The 16,484-nt window shown below is 51.3% G+C and carries 13 protein-coding genes and 1 riboswitch; of the genes, 7 read left to right on the forward strand and 6 right to left on the reverse strand.

From position 1 onward, the window contains the following. Positions 1 to 119 precede the first annotated feature (119 nt). Positions 120 to 2,372, forward strand: a complete 2,253-nt coding sequence (locus K0J45_RS03965) for a S9 family peptidase (protein WP_220044342.1) — start codon at positions 120 to 122, stop codon at positions 2,370 to 2,372. A 646-nt stretch (positions 2,373 to 3,018) separates the two neighbouring features. On the opposite strand, the gene arcA is transcribed toward K0J45_RS03965, so the two are convergent. Next, complete coding sequence (arcA, locus tag K0J45_RS03970) at positions 3,019 to 3,738, reverse strand: two-component system response regulator ArcA (RefSeq protein WP_011864583.1); 720 nt, start codon at positions 3,736 to 3,738, stop codon at positions 3,019 to 3,021. Between the two features lie 577 nt (positions 3,739 to 4,315). Here arcA and K0J45_RS03975 point away from each other — a divergent pair. The 4 genes from K0J45_RS03975 to K0J45_RS03990 all read left to right on the forward strand — a co-directional run bounded on the left by K0J45_RS03975 (position 4,316) and on the right by K0J45_RS03990 (position 11,721). Further along, positions 4,316 to 4,747 carry a DUF3293 domain-containing protein gene (locus K0J45_RS03975; protein ID WP_220044343.1) on the forward strand — a complete coding sequence of 144 codons (432 nt, stop codon included), beginning with the start codon at positions 4,316 to 4,318 and terminating at the stop codon, positions 4,745 to 4,747. A gap of 103 nt (positions 4,748 to 4,850) precedes the next feature. Then, a riboswitch (Lysine riboswitch) is annotated at positions 4,851 to 5,026 on the forward strand. A 129-nt stretch (positions 5,027 to 5,155) separates the two neighbouring features. After that, positions 5,156 to 6,514: a lysine-sensitive aspartokinase 3 gene (lysC, locus tag K0J45_RS03980; RefSeq protein WP_220044344.1), complete on the forward strand. Its 1,359-nt coding sequence runs from the start codon at positions 5,156 to 5,158 to the stop codon at positions 6,512 to 6,514. Continuing rightward, on the forward strand, positions 6,511 to 7,617 hold the full coding sequence (locus K0J45_RS03985) for a succinylglutamate desuccinylase/aspartoacylase family protein (RefSeq protein WP_220044345.1): 1,107 nt from the start codon (positions 6,511 to 6,513) through the stop codon (positions 7,615 to 7,617). Before lysC ends, K0J45_RS03985 begins: the two co-directional genes overlap by 4 nt. A gap of 315 nt (positions 7,618 to 7,932) precedes the next feature. Beyond that, positions 7,933 to 11,721 (forward strand): S8 family serine peptidase, encoded by a 3,789-nt coding sequence (locus tag K0J45_RS03990; protein WP_220044346.1) that lies wholly within the window; start codon positions 7,933 to 7,935, stop codon positions 11,719 to 11,721. Positions 11,722 to 11,803: 82 nt separating this feature from the next. Here K0J45_RS03990 and asnC read toward each other — a convergent pair whose 3' ends face one another. The 5 genes from asnC to K0J45_RS04015 all read right to left on the reverse strand — a co-directional run bounded on the left by asnC (position 11,804) and on the right by K0J45_RS04015 (position 14,405). Then, positions 11,804 to 12,265, reverse strand: a complete 462-nt coding sequence (asnC, locus tag K0J45_RS03995; protein ID WP_011864588.1) for a transcriptional regulator AsnC — start codon at positions 12,263 to 12,265, stop codon at positions 11,804 to 11,806. A gap of 134 nt (positions 12,266 to 12,399) precedes the next feature. Then, on the reverse strand, positions 12,400 to 13,077 hold the full coding sequence (rluA, locus tag K0J45_RS04000; protein ID WP_220044347.1) for a bifunctional tRNA pseudouridine(32) synthase/23S rRNA pseudouridine(746) synthase RluA: 678 nt from the start codon (positions 13,075 to 13,077) through the stop codon (positions 12,400 to 12,402). A gap of 93 nt (positions 13,078 to 13,170) precedes the next feature. After that, positions 13,171 to 13,458: a hypothetical protein gene (locus K0J45_RS04005; RefSeq protein WP_011864590.1), complete on the reverse strand. Its 288-nt coding sequence runs from the start codon at positions 13,456 to 13,458 to the stop codon at positions 13,171 to 13,173. Positions 13,459 to 13,483: 25 nt separating this feature from the next. After that, positions 13,484 to 14,014, reverse strand: a complete 531-nt coding sequence (locus tag K0J45_RS04010; RefSeq protein WP_220044348.1) for a class I SAM-dependent methyltransferase — start codon at positions 14,012 to 14,014, stop codon at positions 13,484 to 13,486. Continuing rightward, positions 13,989 to 14,405 (reverse strand): hypothetical protein, encoded by a 417-nt coding sequence (locus K0J45_RS04015; protein ID WP_220044349.1) that lies wholly within the window; start codon positions 14,403 to 14,405, stop codon positions 13,989 to 13,991. Before K0J45_RS04015 ends, K0J45_RS04010 begins: the two co-directional genes overlap by 26 nt. A gap of 218 nt (positions 14,406 to 14,623) precedes the next feature. Between K0J45_RS04015 and K0J45_RS04020 the strand changes: the two genes are divergently transcribed. Next, complete coding sequence (locus K0J45_RS04020) at positions 14,624 to 15,613, forward strand: 2-hydroxyacid dehydrogenase (RefSeq protein ID WP_144203973.1); 990 nt, start codon at positions 14,624 to 14,626, stop codon at positions 15,611 to 15,613. Between the two features lie 99 nt (positions 15,614 to 15,712). After that, positions 15,713 to 16,450 carry a dienelactone hydrolase family protein gene (locus tag K0J45_RS04025; RefSeq protein WP_220044350.1) on the forward strand — a complete coding sequence of 246 codons (738 nt, stop codon included), beginning with the start codon at positions 15,713 to 15,715 and terminating at the stop codon, positions 16,448 to 16,450. Positions 16,451 to 16,484: the final 34 nt, after the last annotated feature.

A 16,484-nucleotide genomic window follows, 5' to 3' on the forward strand; every position in this document is an offset into this window, starting at 1 on the left:
AATCATTTTTTCAGCGGCAATTTAGCCCGTCTGGATCGCGGTTTTCGTTTTGTGTCACTTTAGGGCACAATGCTAGCCTGCAATTTGACCTATACCTGTTTTCTATCCAGGACATAATAATGACTAAAAAATGGATAAGTTCAGCCTTGATGGCGGTGCCTATGTTTCTATCTCACGCGGTAAGTGCGTCACAACCCCAACTTGCGCAGCCTGTCGGCGGCAATGAACCCCTCACCATAGAAAGGCTCTATGCCTCTCCCGCACTGGCGGGCAGCAGCCCCAGGGGCTTAAAGCTGTCGCCCGATGGTAAGCGTGTGACCTATCTGGCGGGACGAGCGGAAGATCAACACTTCTACGATCTCTGGCAGATGGAGGTGGCAACGGGTAAACAGAGCCTTTTGCTGGACGCCGACAAGTTAAAGAGCGGCGAGCTGTCCGATGAGGAGAAGGCGCGGCGCGAGCGTCAACGCATCTATGGTCAGGGGATCATGGAATATTTTTGGGCGGACGATAGCCAGGCGCTGCTGATCCCGGCATCGGGCGCCCTCTATTACTACTCACTGAGCGATAACAAGGTGACGCCACTGTCTGTAGGGGAGGGCTTTACCACAGACGCCAAGCTGTCACCTAAAGGGCATTATGTCTCCTTCGTTCGTGATCAGAACCTCTATGTCTTCGATCTGCGCAGCCAGAAGCTGACCGCCATGACTACAGACGGTGGCGGCGCTATTAAGAACGGCATGGCCGAGTTTGTCGCCCAGGAGGAGATGGACAGAATGACGGGTTATTGGTGGGCGCCGGATGAGTCGGCCATCGCCTTTACCCGTATCGACGAGTCGGGTGTCGAGCTGGTGACTCGCAACGAGATCTATGCCGATGGCATCAAGCTGACCGAGCAGCGCTACCCCTATGCCGGCAAGAATAACGTGGCCATCACCCTAGGTGTGGTAAAGCTTGCTGATAAACAGGTACGCTGGGTTGATCTGGGAGAGGAGAAGGATATCTATCTGCCGAGGGTGAAGTGGTTGCCCGACAGCCTGCAGCTGTCGTTTCAGTGGCAGAGCCGAGATCAGCACAGACTGGATCTGCGGATCTTAGATCTTCGCAGTCAAGATGCGCCCATGACTATGATCCGCGAGGAAAGTGACGCCTGGGTGAACCTGAATAACGACCTGCATTTCCTCAAGAAGTCACCACAGATGCTATGGGCGTCTGAGCGTGACGGCTTTAATCACCTCTATTTGTTCGATCAGCAAGGGCGACAGCTCAGGCAGCTGACCAAAGGTGACTGGGCGGTGGACGAGCTGGTGCATGTCGATGAGCAGGCGGGCTGGGTTTACTTCACCGGCCGCAAGGCGAGCGTGGTCGAGCAGCACCTGTTCCGCGTATCACTTAAGGGCGGCAAGATAGAGCAGCTGAGCAAGCGTAGCGGCATGCATGCGCCGGTATTTGCCGACAATCAGGCGATCTACCTGGATTACTTCAACAGCCTGGCGCAGCCGCCGCAGATAAGCCTTCATGACGAGCAGGGCAAACGTCTGGCCTGGGTCGAGCAGAACCAGGTGGATAAGAGTCATCCCCTTTATCCCTATTTTGGTCAGTGGCAACTGCCTGAGTTTGGTCAGATAAAGGCGGAAGATGGTCAGGCGCTGCAATATCGCCTGTTTAAGCCGACGCAGTTTGATGCCACTAAGCAGTACCCTGTGGTGGTGCGTGTTTACGGTGGTCCTCACGCCCAGCTGGTGGTTAACAGCTGGAGCGAGCACGACTACTTTACCCAGTATCTGCTGCAACAGGGCTTTATCGTGTTCCAGCTGGATAACCGCGGCTCGGCCCATCGTGGTACCAAGTTCGAGCAGGTGATCTACAAACATCTGGGGGAGGCCGAGGTGAATGACCAGAAGGCGGGTGTCGATTACCTGCGTAGCCTGAGCTATGTCGATGGCAAGAATATCGCCATCTATGGCCATAGCTATGGCGGCTACATGGCGCTGATGAGCCTGTTTAAGGCGCCGGATTACTTCAAGGCGGCTATCTCGGGCGCACCCGTGACCGACTGGTCTCTATATGATAGCCACTACACAGAGCGTTACCTGTCACACCCGGCGACCAATGCCGAAGGCTATGAGGCCTCTAGCGTACTGCCGTACGTCAAAGGCTATCAGTCTGGCCTGCTTATGTATCACGGTATGGCTGACGACAACGTGCTGTTTGAGAACAGCACCCGTGTTTACAAGGCGCTGCAGGACGAGGGCAAGCTGTTCCAGATGATAGATTATCCCGGTTCTAAGCACTCGATGCGTGGCGAGAAGGTGCGTACTCATCTGTATCGTTCACTGGCCGATTTCCTCGATAAGCAGCTGAAGCACTAAGCTATCGGCGTTAGGCCTTAGCAAAACAAAAGCCCTGTTGCTTATCGAAAGCAGCAGGGCTTTTTGTGGGAATAACAGTCCTGAAGACAATTGAGTTAGTTTCGAATTAATTTTAATAAGGTACGAATAAACCTAACTAATCTTAGTTAGCCTAGTTTTAGAACCTTCGTGCACCTATCAAAAGAAGCGAAATCGAAGAGATAGAAGATACCAGTGTAAACACGATTTTGGCCCTTGACGACAGGACGTCGTCGTAGAGCCTCCAAGGATGGAAGTACGGCGTGCCAAAATTGTGTTTGCACATCCCTCGCCGGGCAGGCGATTCAAAGCAATGAAGCGTGATGATGTAAATTAGGTCAGTGCGACAAAATTTGTAGGTGCAAATACCAAGTCTTTCCATCCATGGGCTTTGGCATAAGTGTTCCAGACACAAATCCCCTCTTTGGCCTTCTGACCTCCAGGTCTAAATCCTTCCCTAGGATTTTAGACATTCCCCACTTCCCTGTGGGTCAGGGAGGAAATGCCTTGAAATGTCTGGAACATTTCAAGGCCCTGGCCACCGGGGATAAGTACAATTCATGTACAAAAAAGCCAGTCGTTAGACTGGCTTTTTAATTGAATCACATTTGCGCTAGCTGGATGTGATTTATGCTTCTTCTAAGTTACCGCAGAAACGATAGCCTTCGCCGTGGATGGTGGCGATGATCTCTGGCGTATCAGGCAAGCTTTCGAAGTGTTTACGGATGCGACGAATGGTCACGTCCACGGTACGGTCGTGTGGCTTAAGCTCACGGCCTGTCATCTTCATCAGCAGGTCGGCACGGGTCAGGATCTTGCCTGGGTTCTCAACGAAGTGCAGCATGGCGCGGAACTCACTGCGAGGCAGCTTGTACGACTCGCCTTGTGGGCTCACCAGTGAACGGCTGTTGATCTCTAGGCTCCAACCGTTGAAGCGGTAGAATTCTACGGCACTCTTTTCTTCGGTTTCGCCGCCGGTGCTGTTGACGCGAGTCAGCAGGTTACGTGCACGGATAGTCAGTTCGCGTGGGTTAAATGGCTTGGTGATATAGTCATCGGCACCAATTTCCAGACCCAAGATCTTGTCAACTTCGTTGTCACGGCCGGTAAGGAAGATAAGGCCGATGTTATTGATTTCACGAAGCTCACGCGCAAGCAGCAGACCATTCTTACCTGGTAGGTTGATATCCATTACCACAAGATTGATCTTGTTTTCCTGCATGGCTTTATGCATCTCTGCGCCGTCATTGGCTTCAGTTACCACATATCCTTCAGCCTCGAAAATACTTCTTAGCGTGTTCCGGGTAACGGCTTCATCTTCAACGATCAGAATGTGCGGGTTTTGCATATTTATTTACCTAATATTTGTTTAAAACTGTTCTAACCATGAGCGCTAGTTGGTGCTGCTGCGCCCTATCTGTCTTCGCGACAATTACCGAACTCACGTAGTGCTTTTATCAAACCCAATTGGTACAGCAACACACTTCATGATTAGTAAAGTATACGTATCTCTTTCAAAAGACACGCGAACTGTTACTCACTTCGATTAACAATAGTTGGGAATAGTTCCGTTAACTATCTAATATTTTCAAGTTTAAATGCTAAATCAGCCTAAGCTCACATTTTATACAGGAAATTGACTAACTTTTGATGACCTTGTCGTCGACAAGATGTAACAAAAAGTATTTCATCGTGAGATGAGTGGAAGTGAATCAACGAACTTATTGTACTCGTTTTAGTCATTTGTTAACAAATGAAATGTTAACAAAATTCCTTTGAGATTTGATGCAAATCACATTTGTGTGTGTAAGATTATGATTTTAATGGTATTAATAAAATTTAATAAAGTGACCTGTCTCACACCTCTAGGAAGCCGGAGGAATTTTGCTATAATCGACGGAATCTAATTTAGGAATATTTTAGTGATGAGTACAGCAAGCGAACACCTTTGGCAATGCTATCAGCAAACGCAGTTCTTACTTACACAACCTTTCTCCCCTTCGTTATCATTTGCAATCATTACCGCTCATAATCCTAAAGGCCAACACCTTTCTCCCTCGCAAAACCGTCTCCTCGACAAGCAGCTTCAACGTCATATTCAACGTCTCCGATATCCTTATCGTGCCCTGATCGGTGCCTCCAATGACAGAGGCCATATGGAGAAGAGCTGGGCGGTGTCTATCGATAAGGCCGCAGCCGTGGATCTTGGTAAGGTGTTTAATCAAAACGCCATCTATTTTGTCGATGAGGACGAGCTGCAACTGGTGCCTTGTCTGGTGGAGTATGACGAGCTCACCCTGGGCAAGTTTTCTGCCCGGGTCTGCTTGGTTAGCGAGCTGCCCGACATCAGCCGCTAGCAGGCGGGGGAACTTGAGAGGCTTTCATCAAGACAAGCTAAAATATCGTTGACTTTTTATTCTGTTATTTGATAGTTTTCTTGCATCCTGACCTTAAGGTTAGTGATACAGAAGAGGAGCGTTAACTAGGTAGTAAGCCCGAGGAGTCCAAACTCCGTTGACGGTTTATGAGGGAGATTAACGCCGAGGTAAAGAGATGTTTGGTTTCATCTGTTTATCGGTCGACTGGGCTGAATCCCATCGATTGTCACCTGTTTTTGGTGGAGAGCTTCTGGTGGCAATCGCTGTTTCCCGTCTTGGGGTGCGTCATCTTTGCACCAGGCTCTTCGAACGAAGTAAGTTCGGAGCGTATTCAATGTTATCTATTTCTTTTGTGTCATCGTCAGCTACTTGGGTTGAGGTGCGCTAATGTCTATTGTTGTTGCTAAGTTTGGTGGTACCTCGGTTGCCGATTATGAGGCGATGAACCGCTGCGCCGATATCGTATTGGCCAATCCTGAAACCCGCGTGGTGGTCGTCAGCGCCTCGAGCGGTGTGACCAACCTCCTGGTGGAGCTAACTCAGGAGCATGTGGACTTTGAGCGTCGTCAGCAGCTGCTTAAGGCGATCGCCTCGATTCAATATAAGATCCTCGACGAGTTGGGTCAGCCCCATGATGTGGCTGCCCGCCTCGATGCCATCTTAAGTAAGATTGCCAGCCTGAGCGAGTCGCTCTCCCAAAACCGTAATAAGGCGACCACAGACGAACTGCTTGCCCAGGGTGAGCAGTGTTCATCTGTCTTGTTTGCTGCCGTGCTGAGAGAGAAGGGCGAGCGGGCGAGCGCCTTCGATGTGCGTCAGGTGATGCGCACCGACAGCCATTTCGGCCGCGCCGAGCCGCAGATCGAAGCGGTGAAGCAGCTTTGCACAGAGCATCTGCTACCACTGCTTAGTGAGCAGCGTATTGTGACCCAAGGTTTTATCGGTGCCGATGAACAGGGGGCCACCACCACGTTAGGGCGTGGGGGCAGCGATTACTCTGCGGCCCTGCTTGCCGAGGCGCTGGATGCGTCTGCTGTTGAGATCTGGACAGATGTGCCGGGGATCTTCACCACAGATCCACGCCTCGCGCCCAATGCGCGTCCTATCCCTGAGATTAGTTTCAACGAGGCGGCCGAGATGGCCACCTTCGGTGCCAAGGTGCTGCACCCGGCAACCATTTTGCCTGCGGTCAGACACAAGATTCAGGTGTTTGTAGGCTCCAGCAAGGCACCTGAGCTAGGTGGCACCTGGATACGTCATCAGGTGAACGACGAGCCTATCTATCGCGCCGTGGCGGTGCGACGCGACCAGACCCTACTTAATCTGCATAGCCTGCAGATGTTGCACGCCCAAGGCTTCCTGGCCGAGACCTTCGCCACCCTGGCGCGCCACAAGATCAGTGTGGACTTAATCACCACCTCAGAGGTAAACGTCTCTCTGACGCTAGATAAGACGGGCTCAGATTCGGCTGGAAACAGACTGCTGAGCGAAGCATTGCTGCAGGAATTGTCGCAGCATTGCCGGGTGCGGGTCGAAGATGGCCTGGCGCTGGTGGCGATAGTGGGTAACAAGATTGCCACTACGTCAGGTGTGTGTCGCCGCGTATTTGAGGTGTTAGAGCCTCACAATGTGCGTATGATCTGTCAGGGCGCCAGCCCACACAACTTGTGCGTCCTGGTGGCCGAGTCTGAGGCGGCTCAAGTCGTCAGCGCCCTGCATCAAAACTTGTTTGAAGGGTCACTATGAAGCCGGGTCGTTCTACGCTAAAGATTGGCGAGCTCGCCACGGGTCAAGATCTCGAGCTGAATCTATTTGAGTTTGCCCCTGAGGTGCTGACCGGGCCTAGCGTCTATATTCAGGCTAACGTCCACGGCGCCGAGGTGCAGGGCAACGCGGTGATCTATCAGCTGATGCAGGCCTTAGAAAGCTGCGAGCTGCGCGGCAAGATCACCCTGGTGCCCCTAGCCAATCCGTTGGGAATTAATCAAAAGAGTGGCGAGTTTACCCTGGGCCGTTTCGACCCCATTACCGGGGTGAACTGGAACCGCGAATATCTCGACCATAAGCTGGATATTGCTAGCTGGTATCAAGGCCATAAACACCTGAATGATGCAGAGCTGATCGCCCATTTCAGGGCCTTGCTGGTTGAGCGTTGCTATAGCCGTCTGCATGAGCCCTGGGGGATCACCACGGGCCATCGTCTGGCGGTGAGCCTACAGCAGATGGGCCATGAGGCGGATATCGTGCTGGATCTGCATACCGGCCCTAAGTCGTGCAAGCACCTCTATTGCCCCGAGTACGATAAAGACGCCGCCAAGTATTTCTCTATTCCCTACACCCTGTTGATCCCCAATGAGTTTGGCGGTGCCATGGATGAGTCTATCTTCTGTCCCTGGTGGCAGCTGAGTGAATACCTGGCCACTCAGGGGCGCGAGATTGAGGTGCCCGTATCGGCCTTTACCCTGGAGCTTGGCAGTCAGGAGAATGTCGATTTGGCGGATGCCCTGGTGGATGTCGAAGGGATCATGGCTTATCTCAGCCAGCGCGGCGTGATAAGTGAACGGGTTGAGCCAGCTGAGATGCCACGCTACGCCTGTTACCTGAAAGACTATAAGAAGTATCACGCGCCGTTAGGTGGCTTGGTGGAGTATAAGGCGAAGGTGGGGCAACCACTTTTGGCCGGTGAACCGCTCGCCAACATCTTGCGTGTCGACAGATATGGTGAGGAGGACGCGATAGTGCCTCTGAGTTTGCCGGTCGACTGTGTGCCCGTACTGCATTTTGCCTCGGCGTCAGTATATCAAGGCACAGAGCTCTATAAGGTGATGACTAAGGTGTTCGCGCTTTAGTTACCAGCCGATTGCGTAGTTATGTAGTTGCATTTATAGAGAATTGGTAAGTCTTGCCTATTTGTATAAGCGATTTTGTTTATTTAACAATCAGCTTGAAAATTAAAGCTTAACAAAATGTGTCTGTGGTGATGCATTTGTGTTTTTGATGTTTTCGCATCGTTTCCTTTGTGTTAAAAGAGTTGCTTCGCCAGATTAATCGTCTGGCGATTTATTGATTAGCTTAGTGATTATTCTGGGAAGGAAGAAAATTAAGCGAGCTGTAACTCAGAGTGGATATAACAAAAACACTATAAGATGTTAAGGAATTGACAAGTGAAAACAAAAATCGCGATAGCAGTGTCAACTGCGCTACTCAGCATGTCTGCAAATGCTGCACCAATAACCTCCCCGATCGTTGTGGTAAGTAAACCTGCCAATGCCATAGAAGGTATTTCACATGTCGATGTGAAATCGTTGGAAAGTGAGCAAGTGGTTCGTACCCGCGCAGTATTTACACCTGAAGCTGATTTGCCTGCGGGCAAGTATCGCTACTTCGTGCGATTAGTCGATAGCCCTGTCGCACTATATCAAGGTGGCATCGACGGTTATGCAGCGACATCACCCGAAAAGGTGAAGTACAAGAGTCGTAAACTCGACGTCAATAGTAAGAATGTTAAGTCCTATCGTGAGTTGCTCAATACCCGTCAAGACTCCGTACTCTCTAAGGCCAGAACCTTAATTGGTAAGCTCGATGTCAAGCAGAGAACCACGCTAGCCTACAATGGTATGGTTATCGAAATGACGCAGGAAGAGGCTGCTAAGCTTGCGGCCGTGGAAGGTGTTGCTCAGGTTCAGCGAGAAATATTGCGTAAACCAATGACAGATTCTGGTCCGGCAATTATTAAGGCACCAAGTGTCTGGAGTGGTGAGGCCACAGGTACTAAGAGCCAAGGTGAGGGAATGATCGTCGGTATTATTGATACAGGTATCAATACCGATCACCCTTCTTTTGCCGATGTTGGTGGTGATGGATATAACCACAGCAACCCATGGGGGAATGGCGTCTATTCGGGTGATTGTGCCACCGATTCTCCCGAGCTATGTAACGATAAACTGATTGGTGTTCATAGTTGGCCAGCTGTAACTGACCTGTATGTGGATTATGATCTTGATGTCCCCGCCAATGGTGAAGACCACAATGGACATGGTTCCCATACCGCAGGTACAACGGCGGGTAACGTGTTGGTTAATATGAACGTTCCCGATGTTGATGGTGGCGAAACTGGAGTTATATTCGATTCTATGTCAGGCGTTGCGCCACATGCCAATATCGTTTCATATCAGGTTTGTTTACCAGGAGAGGATGATGCCATTGGATTTGGGGGCTGTTTCCCTTCGTTAACCGTGCTGGCGGTTGAACATGCTATTGAGCATGGTATAGATGCGCTAAACTATTCCATTGGTGGTGGTTCTAGTAATCCATGGAACGATGCGGATGCATTGGCATTTCTTTCTGCGCGCAAAGCCGGTATTCATGTCGCGACTTCTGCGGGTAACGATGGCCCAGGACCAGAAACTGTAGGCTCTCCAGGAGATGCACCTTGGATAACCACTGTTGCGGCCTATACGCACGATCGTGATTTTTCAGATAAGACTATTGGTGACTTTACTGGTGGGGATACCGAAGCGCCGAAAGAGCTTACCGGTAAGGCTATGACGGGAGCGTTTTCCGGCTCAATTGTTTATGCCGGTGATTTTGAAAATCCTAATGATCCAGATAATGATCCTGCGCAATGCCTTGAGCCATTCCCAGAGAATACCTTTGCGGCCGATACTATAGTCGTCTGTGATCGCGGTGAAATCGCCCGTGTCGATAAAGGGCGTAATGTTAAGGCTGGTGGTGCCTCTGCTTTGGTTTTGGCCAATGTTATTGGTGGCGCCGATAGTGTCGTAGCTGACGCCCACGTATTGCCAGCGATTCATATTAATGCAGCTCAAGGTGAGCAACTGCGTACCTGGTTAGCCACGGGTAAAGATCATAAGGCCAACATCAGTGGAACTGAGGTTGTTCATGATGACAAGATCGCACGTATAGCTGCCGACTTCACCTCTCGTGGTCCAAACAAGTCTGTTCCTGACGTGATTGCACCGTCGATCGCTGCGCCGGGTGTGAGCATATTTGCGGCCTATGCCAATGAGCAATCTGATGCCTTTAAAGAGAATCCAGATCCAGCTGATTATGGTTTCTTGAGCGGCACATCTATGGCGAGTCCACATATTGCCGGTGCCTTGACGCTGCTTGCGAGTGTTCATCCTGAGTGGACGCCTGCTGAAGTCCAATCTGCGCTTATGATGACGGCTAATCAAGAAACCTTTAAAGAAGATGGTGAGACGCCTTCTGATTTCTTCGATATGGGCGCAGGATATGCCAATGTTGAAGCGGCCGCTAAGACAGGTTTAGTCATGGATGAAACTTATGTTGATTATGTGAAGGCCGATCCTAGTTTGGGTGGACAACCTTCTCAAATTAACTTAGCGACCATGGCAAATGCTAAGTGTGTCGATACCTGTACTTGGACCCGAACCGTTAAGGCGACTAAAGATGGTGCTTGGGCAGCCTCTAGCCTGGGAGTCACCGATGGATTGGTGCTGACGGTAACACCGGCTGCTTTCGAGTTAAAGGCGGGTGAGACCCAAGAGCTGACGGTTACTGCCGATGTCTCAGCAGCGAGTGCAGGTTGGAATTTTGCCAACATTAAGTTGGTTTCCGAAGGCATGCCGGAGGTTAAGTTACCTGTGGCCGTTAAGTCTAATAGTCATAACTTGCCAAATAGCTTATTGATCACCGCTGGACGTCAAAAGGGTAGTTTTACCTATAGTGGTTATGTCTCAGATGAACTGAGCAATATTAAAGTTGGCGCTTATGATAAGGAGAGCGCTTTAACGAAGCCATATGAGATGACAGTTCCAGAAGATGGCTATGACTTTGTAGCACTCGCGTTTAGCGAGAACGTTCCGAATATCACTTTCTCAACCTCTTCTGAGACGGCACCAGATGTGGATCTTCGCATCCTGGATGCTGAATTCCGCAGAATTGGTCGCAGTGCCGGCCCAGACTCAAATGAGTCTGTAAGCTTTATCGACCTTCCGGCTGGCACATATTATGTGGTTGTCGATGGTTATACGGCTTCTACTCCGGGCGGTAGCGATAAGGTAGCTTTATCGCTCTCAGCGATTCAGCCTACAGATGCAACCAAGAGTGATGATGTGGAAGTTACTGTCGATGAAGCTGAGGGTGAGTTTAGCCTGACTTTTAATTGGGACACTAACAAGAGCTCAAAAGGTATGGTCTTCTTAGAGTCGGGTGACGGTTCTGCCATGGTTCAGGTTCCTTATAGCATAGTGCGCAGCAATGATGTGACCCATGTGACTAGTCTGTCTGATGCGATGGAAGCAGGTAAGGCAAGCCGTGTGAGCTTTGACGTTGAGCCTAACTTTACCGATGAGGATAGAGAGTACAGCTTTACCGCTCAGGTATCTACGGGCCATAAGATTGCTAACATCTCTCATGATGGTGTACTGGAAGGTAATACTATCAGCTGGACTGTGCTTCAAAAGGCCGCTTCGGGTGAAAGCCTGTCTGTTGGTTTCGATCTCATTCCAACGAGGGTGGGTACTGCCTATGGTCTTATACTGACTAACGAGAGAGATGGTGACCTTATCGAAGAAAAGCTTAAGTTCGGTGTGGCTGAAGTGGCACCTGTGGCAATGATTGAAGCGCCAAGCTCGGTCGTTGAAAAGACCAGTGTGACCCTTAGTGGTGCTGCATCTTATGACGGTAATGATGACTCGCTGACTTATCAATGGGTTCAAACCGGTGGTGTACCTGTGCGATTCGGTCATGCGGGAGCCTCAATTACCTTTGATGCACCAGCCGTTGACAGCAAAGGTACAATCTTGTCATTTGAGTTAACTGTATTCGATGGTCATGGTAATTCAGACACAAGCAGTACAGTACTAACTGTGACTAAGGCTAGCGATAACGACAATGGCGGTTCAATGGGATGGGTGGCATTGATGCTATTACCATTTGCTTGGATGCGTCGTAAGTCTAAGGCTTAATAATTTATTAAGTAAAAGAACAAAAGGCTAACCTAGGTTAGCCTTTTTTATTAACTGTACTTCAATATATTATCTTTGTTTATCATGGCTTCACGGCGCGGCTGATAGGATTTTGTAAACTGATGAGTGTCTCGGTGGATTGGATCTCATCGATGGATTGGATGCGGTTGATCAGCACATGCTGCAGGCCATCGATCGACTGGCACATCACCTTGACGAAGATGCTGTAGTTGCCCGTGGTGTAGTAGGCCTCGGTGACCTCTTCTAAGGCGTTGAGTTTGGCGATGGCGGCGGGATAGTCGCCGGCGCTCTTGAGGTTGATGCCGATAAAACAGCAGACGTCATAGCCGAGGGCCTTAGGGTTTACCGTGATCTGGGCGCCCGTGATGATGCCCGCCTGTTTCATCTTCTCTACTCGCACATGTATGGTGCCGGCGCTGACGCCGAAACGTTTGGCCAATTCGGCGAAGGGGGTGCGCGCCTCTTCCATAAGCGCCGAGAGGATCTGGTTGTCGAGCTGGTCTCGCTGAAATGAACTATCCATTGCTACATACCGTTTTAAGTCAACATTATGAGGTAATTTACGGTATTGGTTAGCTAACTGCTAATCTTTTAACGAATTAAGTAGATTTTATCGCGAAGCAGGCCCAGTGAATGCCGATAAGTTAACACCGGGCTCTATTGCTCCTCGGTGACATCCGTGAAGGGGATTGGCGTGCTGAAGGTCATAGGCTGTTTGCTGTAGGGATGGGTCAGGTTCAGCGACTGGGCATGCAGCAGCAGTCGCGGTGCCAGGCGTTTGGCCTGCGGGTCGGCGTAGAAGTTATCGCCTAGGATGGGGTGCCCTATGGCCATCATGTGCACGCGCAGCTGGTGAGAGCGACCTGTGATCGGCGTGAGCTTTACCAGGGTCGAGCGCTTGGCACGGCTGACGACCTCGAATAATGTCTTAGATGCCTTGCCGATTTGATGATCCACCTTCTGTTTCGGGCGGTTGGGCCAGTCGCAGATCAGCGGATAGTCGACGCTACCTTGCTCAGTCTTCAGATGGCCGGCGACCCGGGCGTAGTAGATCTTATGGGTCTCGCGATCGCGAAACTGGCGCTTAAGTTCCCGCTCGGCGCTGCGTCTGAGGGCCACCACGATAACGCCTGAAGTCGCCATATCCAGGCGGTGAACTATCTGTGCGTTGGGGTGATCGCGCAGGACGCGGGTGTAGACGCTGTCATGATAGGCGGGGTCGCGGCCAGGCACGGACAGTAGGCCTGAGGGCTTGTTGACCACCAGAATATCTTTATCCTCGTGGAGGATCTCGAGCCAGGGCTCTGTGGGCGGCGCATACACAAAATCAGACATGGCAAACCTTGGGTGTTAAATCGGGCTGCAAAGATACCTTTAGGGCGCGGGCGGTGCAAGTTTTACCCACGAATCCTGCTTGGTTTAGCGGGCCTAAAAGCTGTGGCCATTGACATGCATAATGGCAAAGGTCCAGACCACGAAAGCCAGGCTGAGGTGGATAAAGGCGTAGATGCTCTGATCAAGCCGCTCGATCCCCTTGGCCTGCCAGATCAACTTGCCATGCAGTAAGATGTTGAGGGGAAACAGCATAAACAGCGGGTAGAAGGCGATGGCGCTGTCGTCGCCGAACAGGGCACGCGAGACTATCGACCATAACACCATGAGGGCGGTGACCAATGGCGGCGCGGCGAGTCGGTACTGTTCGGGATAGGGAAACATCTATCATCCTTAACGCTGTGAGATCCTAGTTAGCCGGTTTACGGCCAATATATTGCGCCTTGAAGCAGGGCGTCTCCTCACAGCCTACATTACCTTCGAAAGCGTGCAAAGTCTCCCAGCCATAAAAGCGCTGCGATAATTCGCCTTCGGCCAGCAGGAAGTTGGGGTTCTTGGGTCTGCCCACCTCGGCCTGCTTCGCTATGAAGGTCTCGTAGATGATGAGACCGCCGGGTTTGATGCTCGCTTTGATGAGCTCAAATAGCGGGCGGTGCAGGTAGTTGAACACCAGGACGATGTCATATCGTGACTCGGGGAGTTGTGGCTCGCCGCTTTCCAAGTCGAGCGCTAAGGCCTGACATTGCTTAGGCAGGGCCGCTAGCCTGCCAAGGTCTCTGTCGATAAAGGTGACATGGGCGCCATGGGTGGCTAACCAGAGGCCGTTACGCCCGCTGCCGCAGGCAAGGTCGAGTACCTCGGGATGGCTATCGAGTTCGAGAAGCTGGCTGCTTTGTGTCAGCAGCGGTGCGGCTTCAGCCCTTAATCTCTTTTCGTCCATCGAGGCGTCGTCCATGAATTACTGAGAAATGTCTGAGCCCAGCCGGGCCGTGGGAGACGATCACCGACAGCAAAACGATGGCGATCAGCAGCTCGGGCTTGTAGTTAGCGAAGGGAATAAACAGTGCCAGCAGGCAGAGTTTCACCAGGGTCAATACGCCCTTTAGCTGGATCAGCCAGCGCCAGTCTCTGACCACTTCCCAGAGCATCAGCAAACTACCTGTGCTCATGGCCAAGATCCAGTAATTGCACCACAGGCTTTTATCCACTCCGAGTAAGATGCCGCCACCGGCACCTGTGATACCTAAGATGTGCAGGGCGCGCAGGCTTGTCTTGCTCAGGCGTTGCAGCCAAAACTGTTTCTCGGAAATCTGCTTGTGCTTTTGACTCATGGGGCGAAAGAAGACTGAAAATTTGCGCCAGCTTAGCAGGAAATCGGCATAAAACACATTGACGGCTCACAAAGTTAACTATTTCGTGATCTAAGCGCGATTTATCTTTGCTAAGTCACATATTTCCTTGGCTATAATGGAGCCAAGACAGGCAGGGGCTTTGTGATACTAGGGTGACAAATCACTGTCTAATGTTGAATCACTTTTAGGTAGCTAAGATGAGAATAGGTTTTTTTAGTGCTAAGCACTATGACATGGAACATTTCAACCGCACCAACCAGGCCTTTGGCGCTCAGATTGAGTATTTCGACTATCGCCTCTGTATGCAGTCGGTCAAGCTGGCCTATGGTTTCGAGGTGATCTGCGCCTTCGTCAACGATTCGCTATGTGAAGAGGTATTGGTAGAGCTAGCTAAAAATGGCACTAAGATCATTGCGATGCGCTGCGCAGGATTTAATAACGTCGATCTCGAGGCAGCCAAACGCCTGGGGATCAGGGTGGTGAACGTTCCCGCCTATTCGCCCGAGTCGGTAGCCGAGCATACTGTGGCCCTGATGCTGACCCTGAATCGTAAGGTGCACAAGGCCTATCAACGTACCCGCGATGCCAACTTTTCCCTCGAGGGGCTGGTGGGCTTCAACATGTATGGCCGCACAGTCGGTGTGATCGGCACGGGTAAGATAGGTGTGGCGACCATCAAGATCCTGCTGGGCTTCGGCTGTAAGGTTGTGGTTTACGACCCTTATCCTAACCAGGCGGTGCTGGATATGGGCATCGAATATCTGTCGCTGGACGAGCTCTACGCGGTGAGCGACATCATCAGCCTGCATTGTCCTCTGACCAAAGAGAACCATCATCTGCTCAACAAGGCAAGCTTCGATAAGATGAAGCCTGGTGTCATGGTGATCAACACCAGCCGTGGCGGCTTGCTAAATGCCTTCGATGCCATGGAGGCGCTCAAGACGGGGCAGATTGGTTCCCTCGGGCTGGACGTGTACGAGAATGAGAAAGAGCTCTTCTTCGAGGATAAGTCGAACCAGATCATCCAGGACGATGTGTTCAGACGCCTGTCGGCCTGCCACAACGTGATCTTTACCGGTCACCAGGCCTTCCTCACCGAAGAGGCGCTGGGCGCCATTGCCCACACCAGCCTGACCAATGTGCGTCAGCTGCTCGATGGCGAAGCGTGTCCTAACCAGCTATTTTAACTTCTTTCGCTACTTTAATTTCGTCAGCCGGGTTTCACCTGACAAGGGGAGCCCAGGCTGATAACTTAAGGATAAGTTTATTGGCCTGAGGACAAGATTATGATGGTAAAACAGGAAGTTCACGACATAGACACGCCCACGGGCACCATGCGCTGTTATCTCTATCGTCCCGACAGCGAGGGCTTGTTCTCGACGATCATCTTCTATTCGGAGATTTTTCAGCAGACCGCGCCCATCGCTAGGGCCGCGACCATGTTGGCCGGTCACGGTTTCGTGGTCTTGGTGCCGGAAGTTTTCCATGAGCTCAACCCCATAGGCACTGTATTGGCCTATGACGATGAGGGTAAAGACAAGGGCAATCAGGATAAGTTTACCAAGGCGCTGGAACATCACGACAGTGATACCCAGGCCCTAGTCGACTTTGCCATGAGCCAGCCCTTCTGCACCAATCAGGTCGGTGCCATGGGCGTCTGTATCGGCGGTCATCTGGCCTACCGCGCCGCGCTGAATATCGACGTGGTCGGTGCCTTCTGTCTCTACCCTACGGACATCCACTCCGGCACCCTGCCGGCCAATCCGGGTAATGATTCCCTGAGCCGCACCGGAGATATCGAGGCGGAGTTGGTGCTGGTGTTTGGTAAGCAAGACCCCCATGCGCCGAGCGAGGGACGCAGGCTCATCTATGACAGACTCACTGAGACGGGGCGCAAGTTTACCTATCTCGAGGTCAATGCCCAGCATGCCTTTATGCGTGATGAGGGAGACAGATACGATCCCGCGTTGGCACTGCAGATCTATCAGCAGGCGGTGGCCTTCTTCCATCGGGTGCTGCGCTAAGCTGCGTGCGTAAAAAGTGAATAGAACAAAAAGG

This window comes from Shewanella alkalitolerans (assembly GCF_019457575.1).
Taxonomy (GTDB): Bacteria; Pseudomonadota; Gammaproteobacteria; order Enterobacterales; family Shewanellaceae; genus Shewanella; species Shewanella loihica.

Bases quoted from the DNA above. Each gene is read 5' to 3' on its own strand.
- K0J45_RS03985 (WP_220044345.1), top strand. From the start codon at position 6,511: ATGAAGCCGGGTCGTTCTACGCTAAAGATTGGCGAGCTCGCCACGGGT.
- K0J45_RS03975 (WP_220044343.1), top strand. From the start codon at position 4,316: ATGAGTACAGCAAGCGAACACCTTTGGCAATGCTATCAGCAAACGCAG.
- rluA (WP_220044347.1), bottom strand. From the start codon at position 13,077: ATGTCTGATTTTGTGTATGCGCCGCCCACAGAGCCCTGGCTCGAGATC.
- K0J45_RS04020 (WP_144203973.1), top strand. From the start codon at position 14,624: ATGAGAATAGGTTTTTTTAGTGCTAAGCACTATGACATGGAACATTTC.
- K0J45_RS03965 (WP_220044342.1), top strand. From the start codon at position 120: ATGACTAAAAAATGGATAAGTTCAGCCTTGATGGCGGTGCCTATGTTT.
- K0J45_RS04010 (WP_220044348.1), bottom strand. From the start codon at position 14,014: ATGGACGAAAAGAGATTAAGGGCTGAAGCCGCACCGCTGCTGACACAA.
- K0J45_RS04015 (WP_220044349.1), bottom strand. From the start codon at position 14,405: ATGAGTCAAAAGCACAAGCAGATTTCCGAGAAACAGTTTTGGCTGCAA.
- lysC (WP_220044344.1), top strand. From the start codon at position 5,156: ATGTCTATTGTTGTTGCTAAGTTTGGTGGTACCTCGGTTGCCGATTAT.
- K0J45_RS04005 (WP_011864590.1), bottom strand. From the start codon at position 13,458: ATGTTTCCCTATCCCGAACAGTACCGACTCGCCGCGCCGCCATTGGTC.
- asnC (WP_011864588.1), bottom strand. From the start codon at position 12,265: ATGGATAGTTCATTTCAGCGAGACCAGCTCGACAACCAGATCCTCTCG.
- K0J45_RS04025 (WP_220044350.1), top strand. From the start codon at position 15,713: ATGATGGTAAAACAGGAAGTTCACGACATAGACACGCCCACGGGCACC.
- arcA (WP_011864583.1), bottom strand. From the start codon at position 3,738: ATGCAAAACCCGCACATTCTGATCGTTGAAGATGAAGCCGTTACCCGG.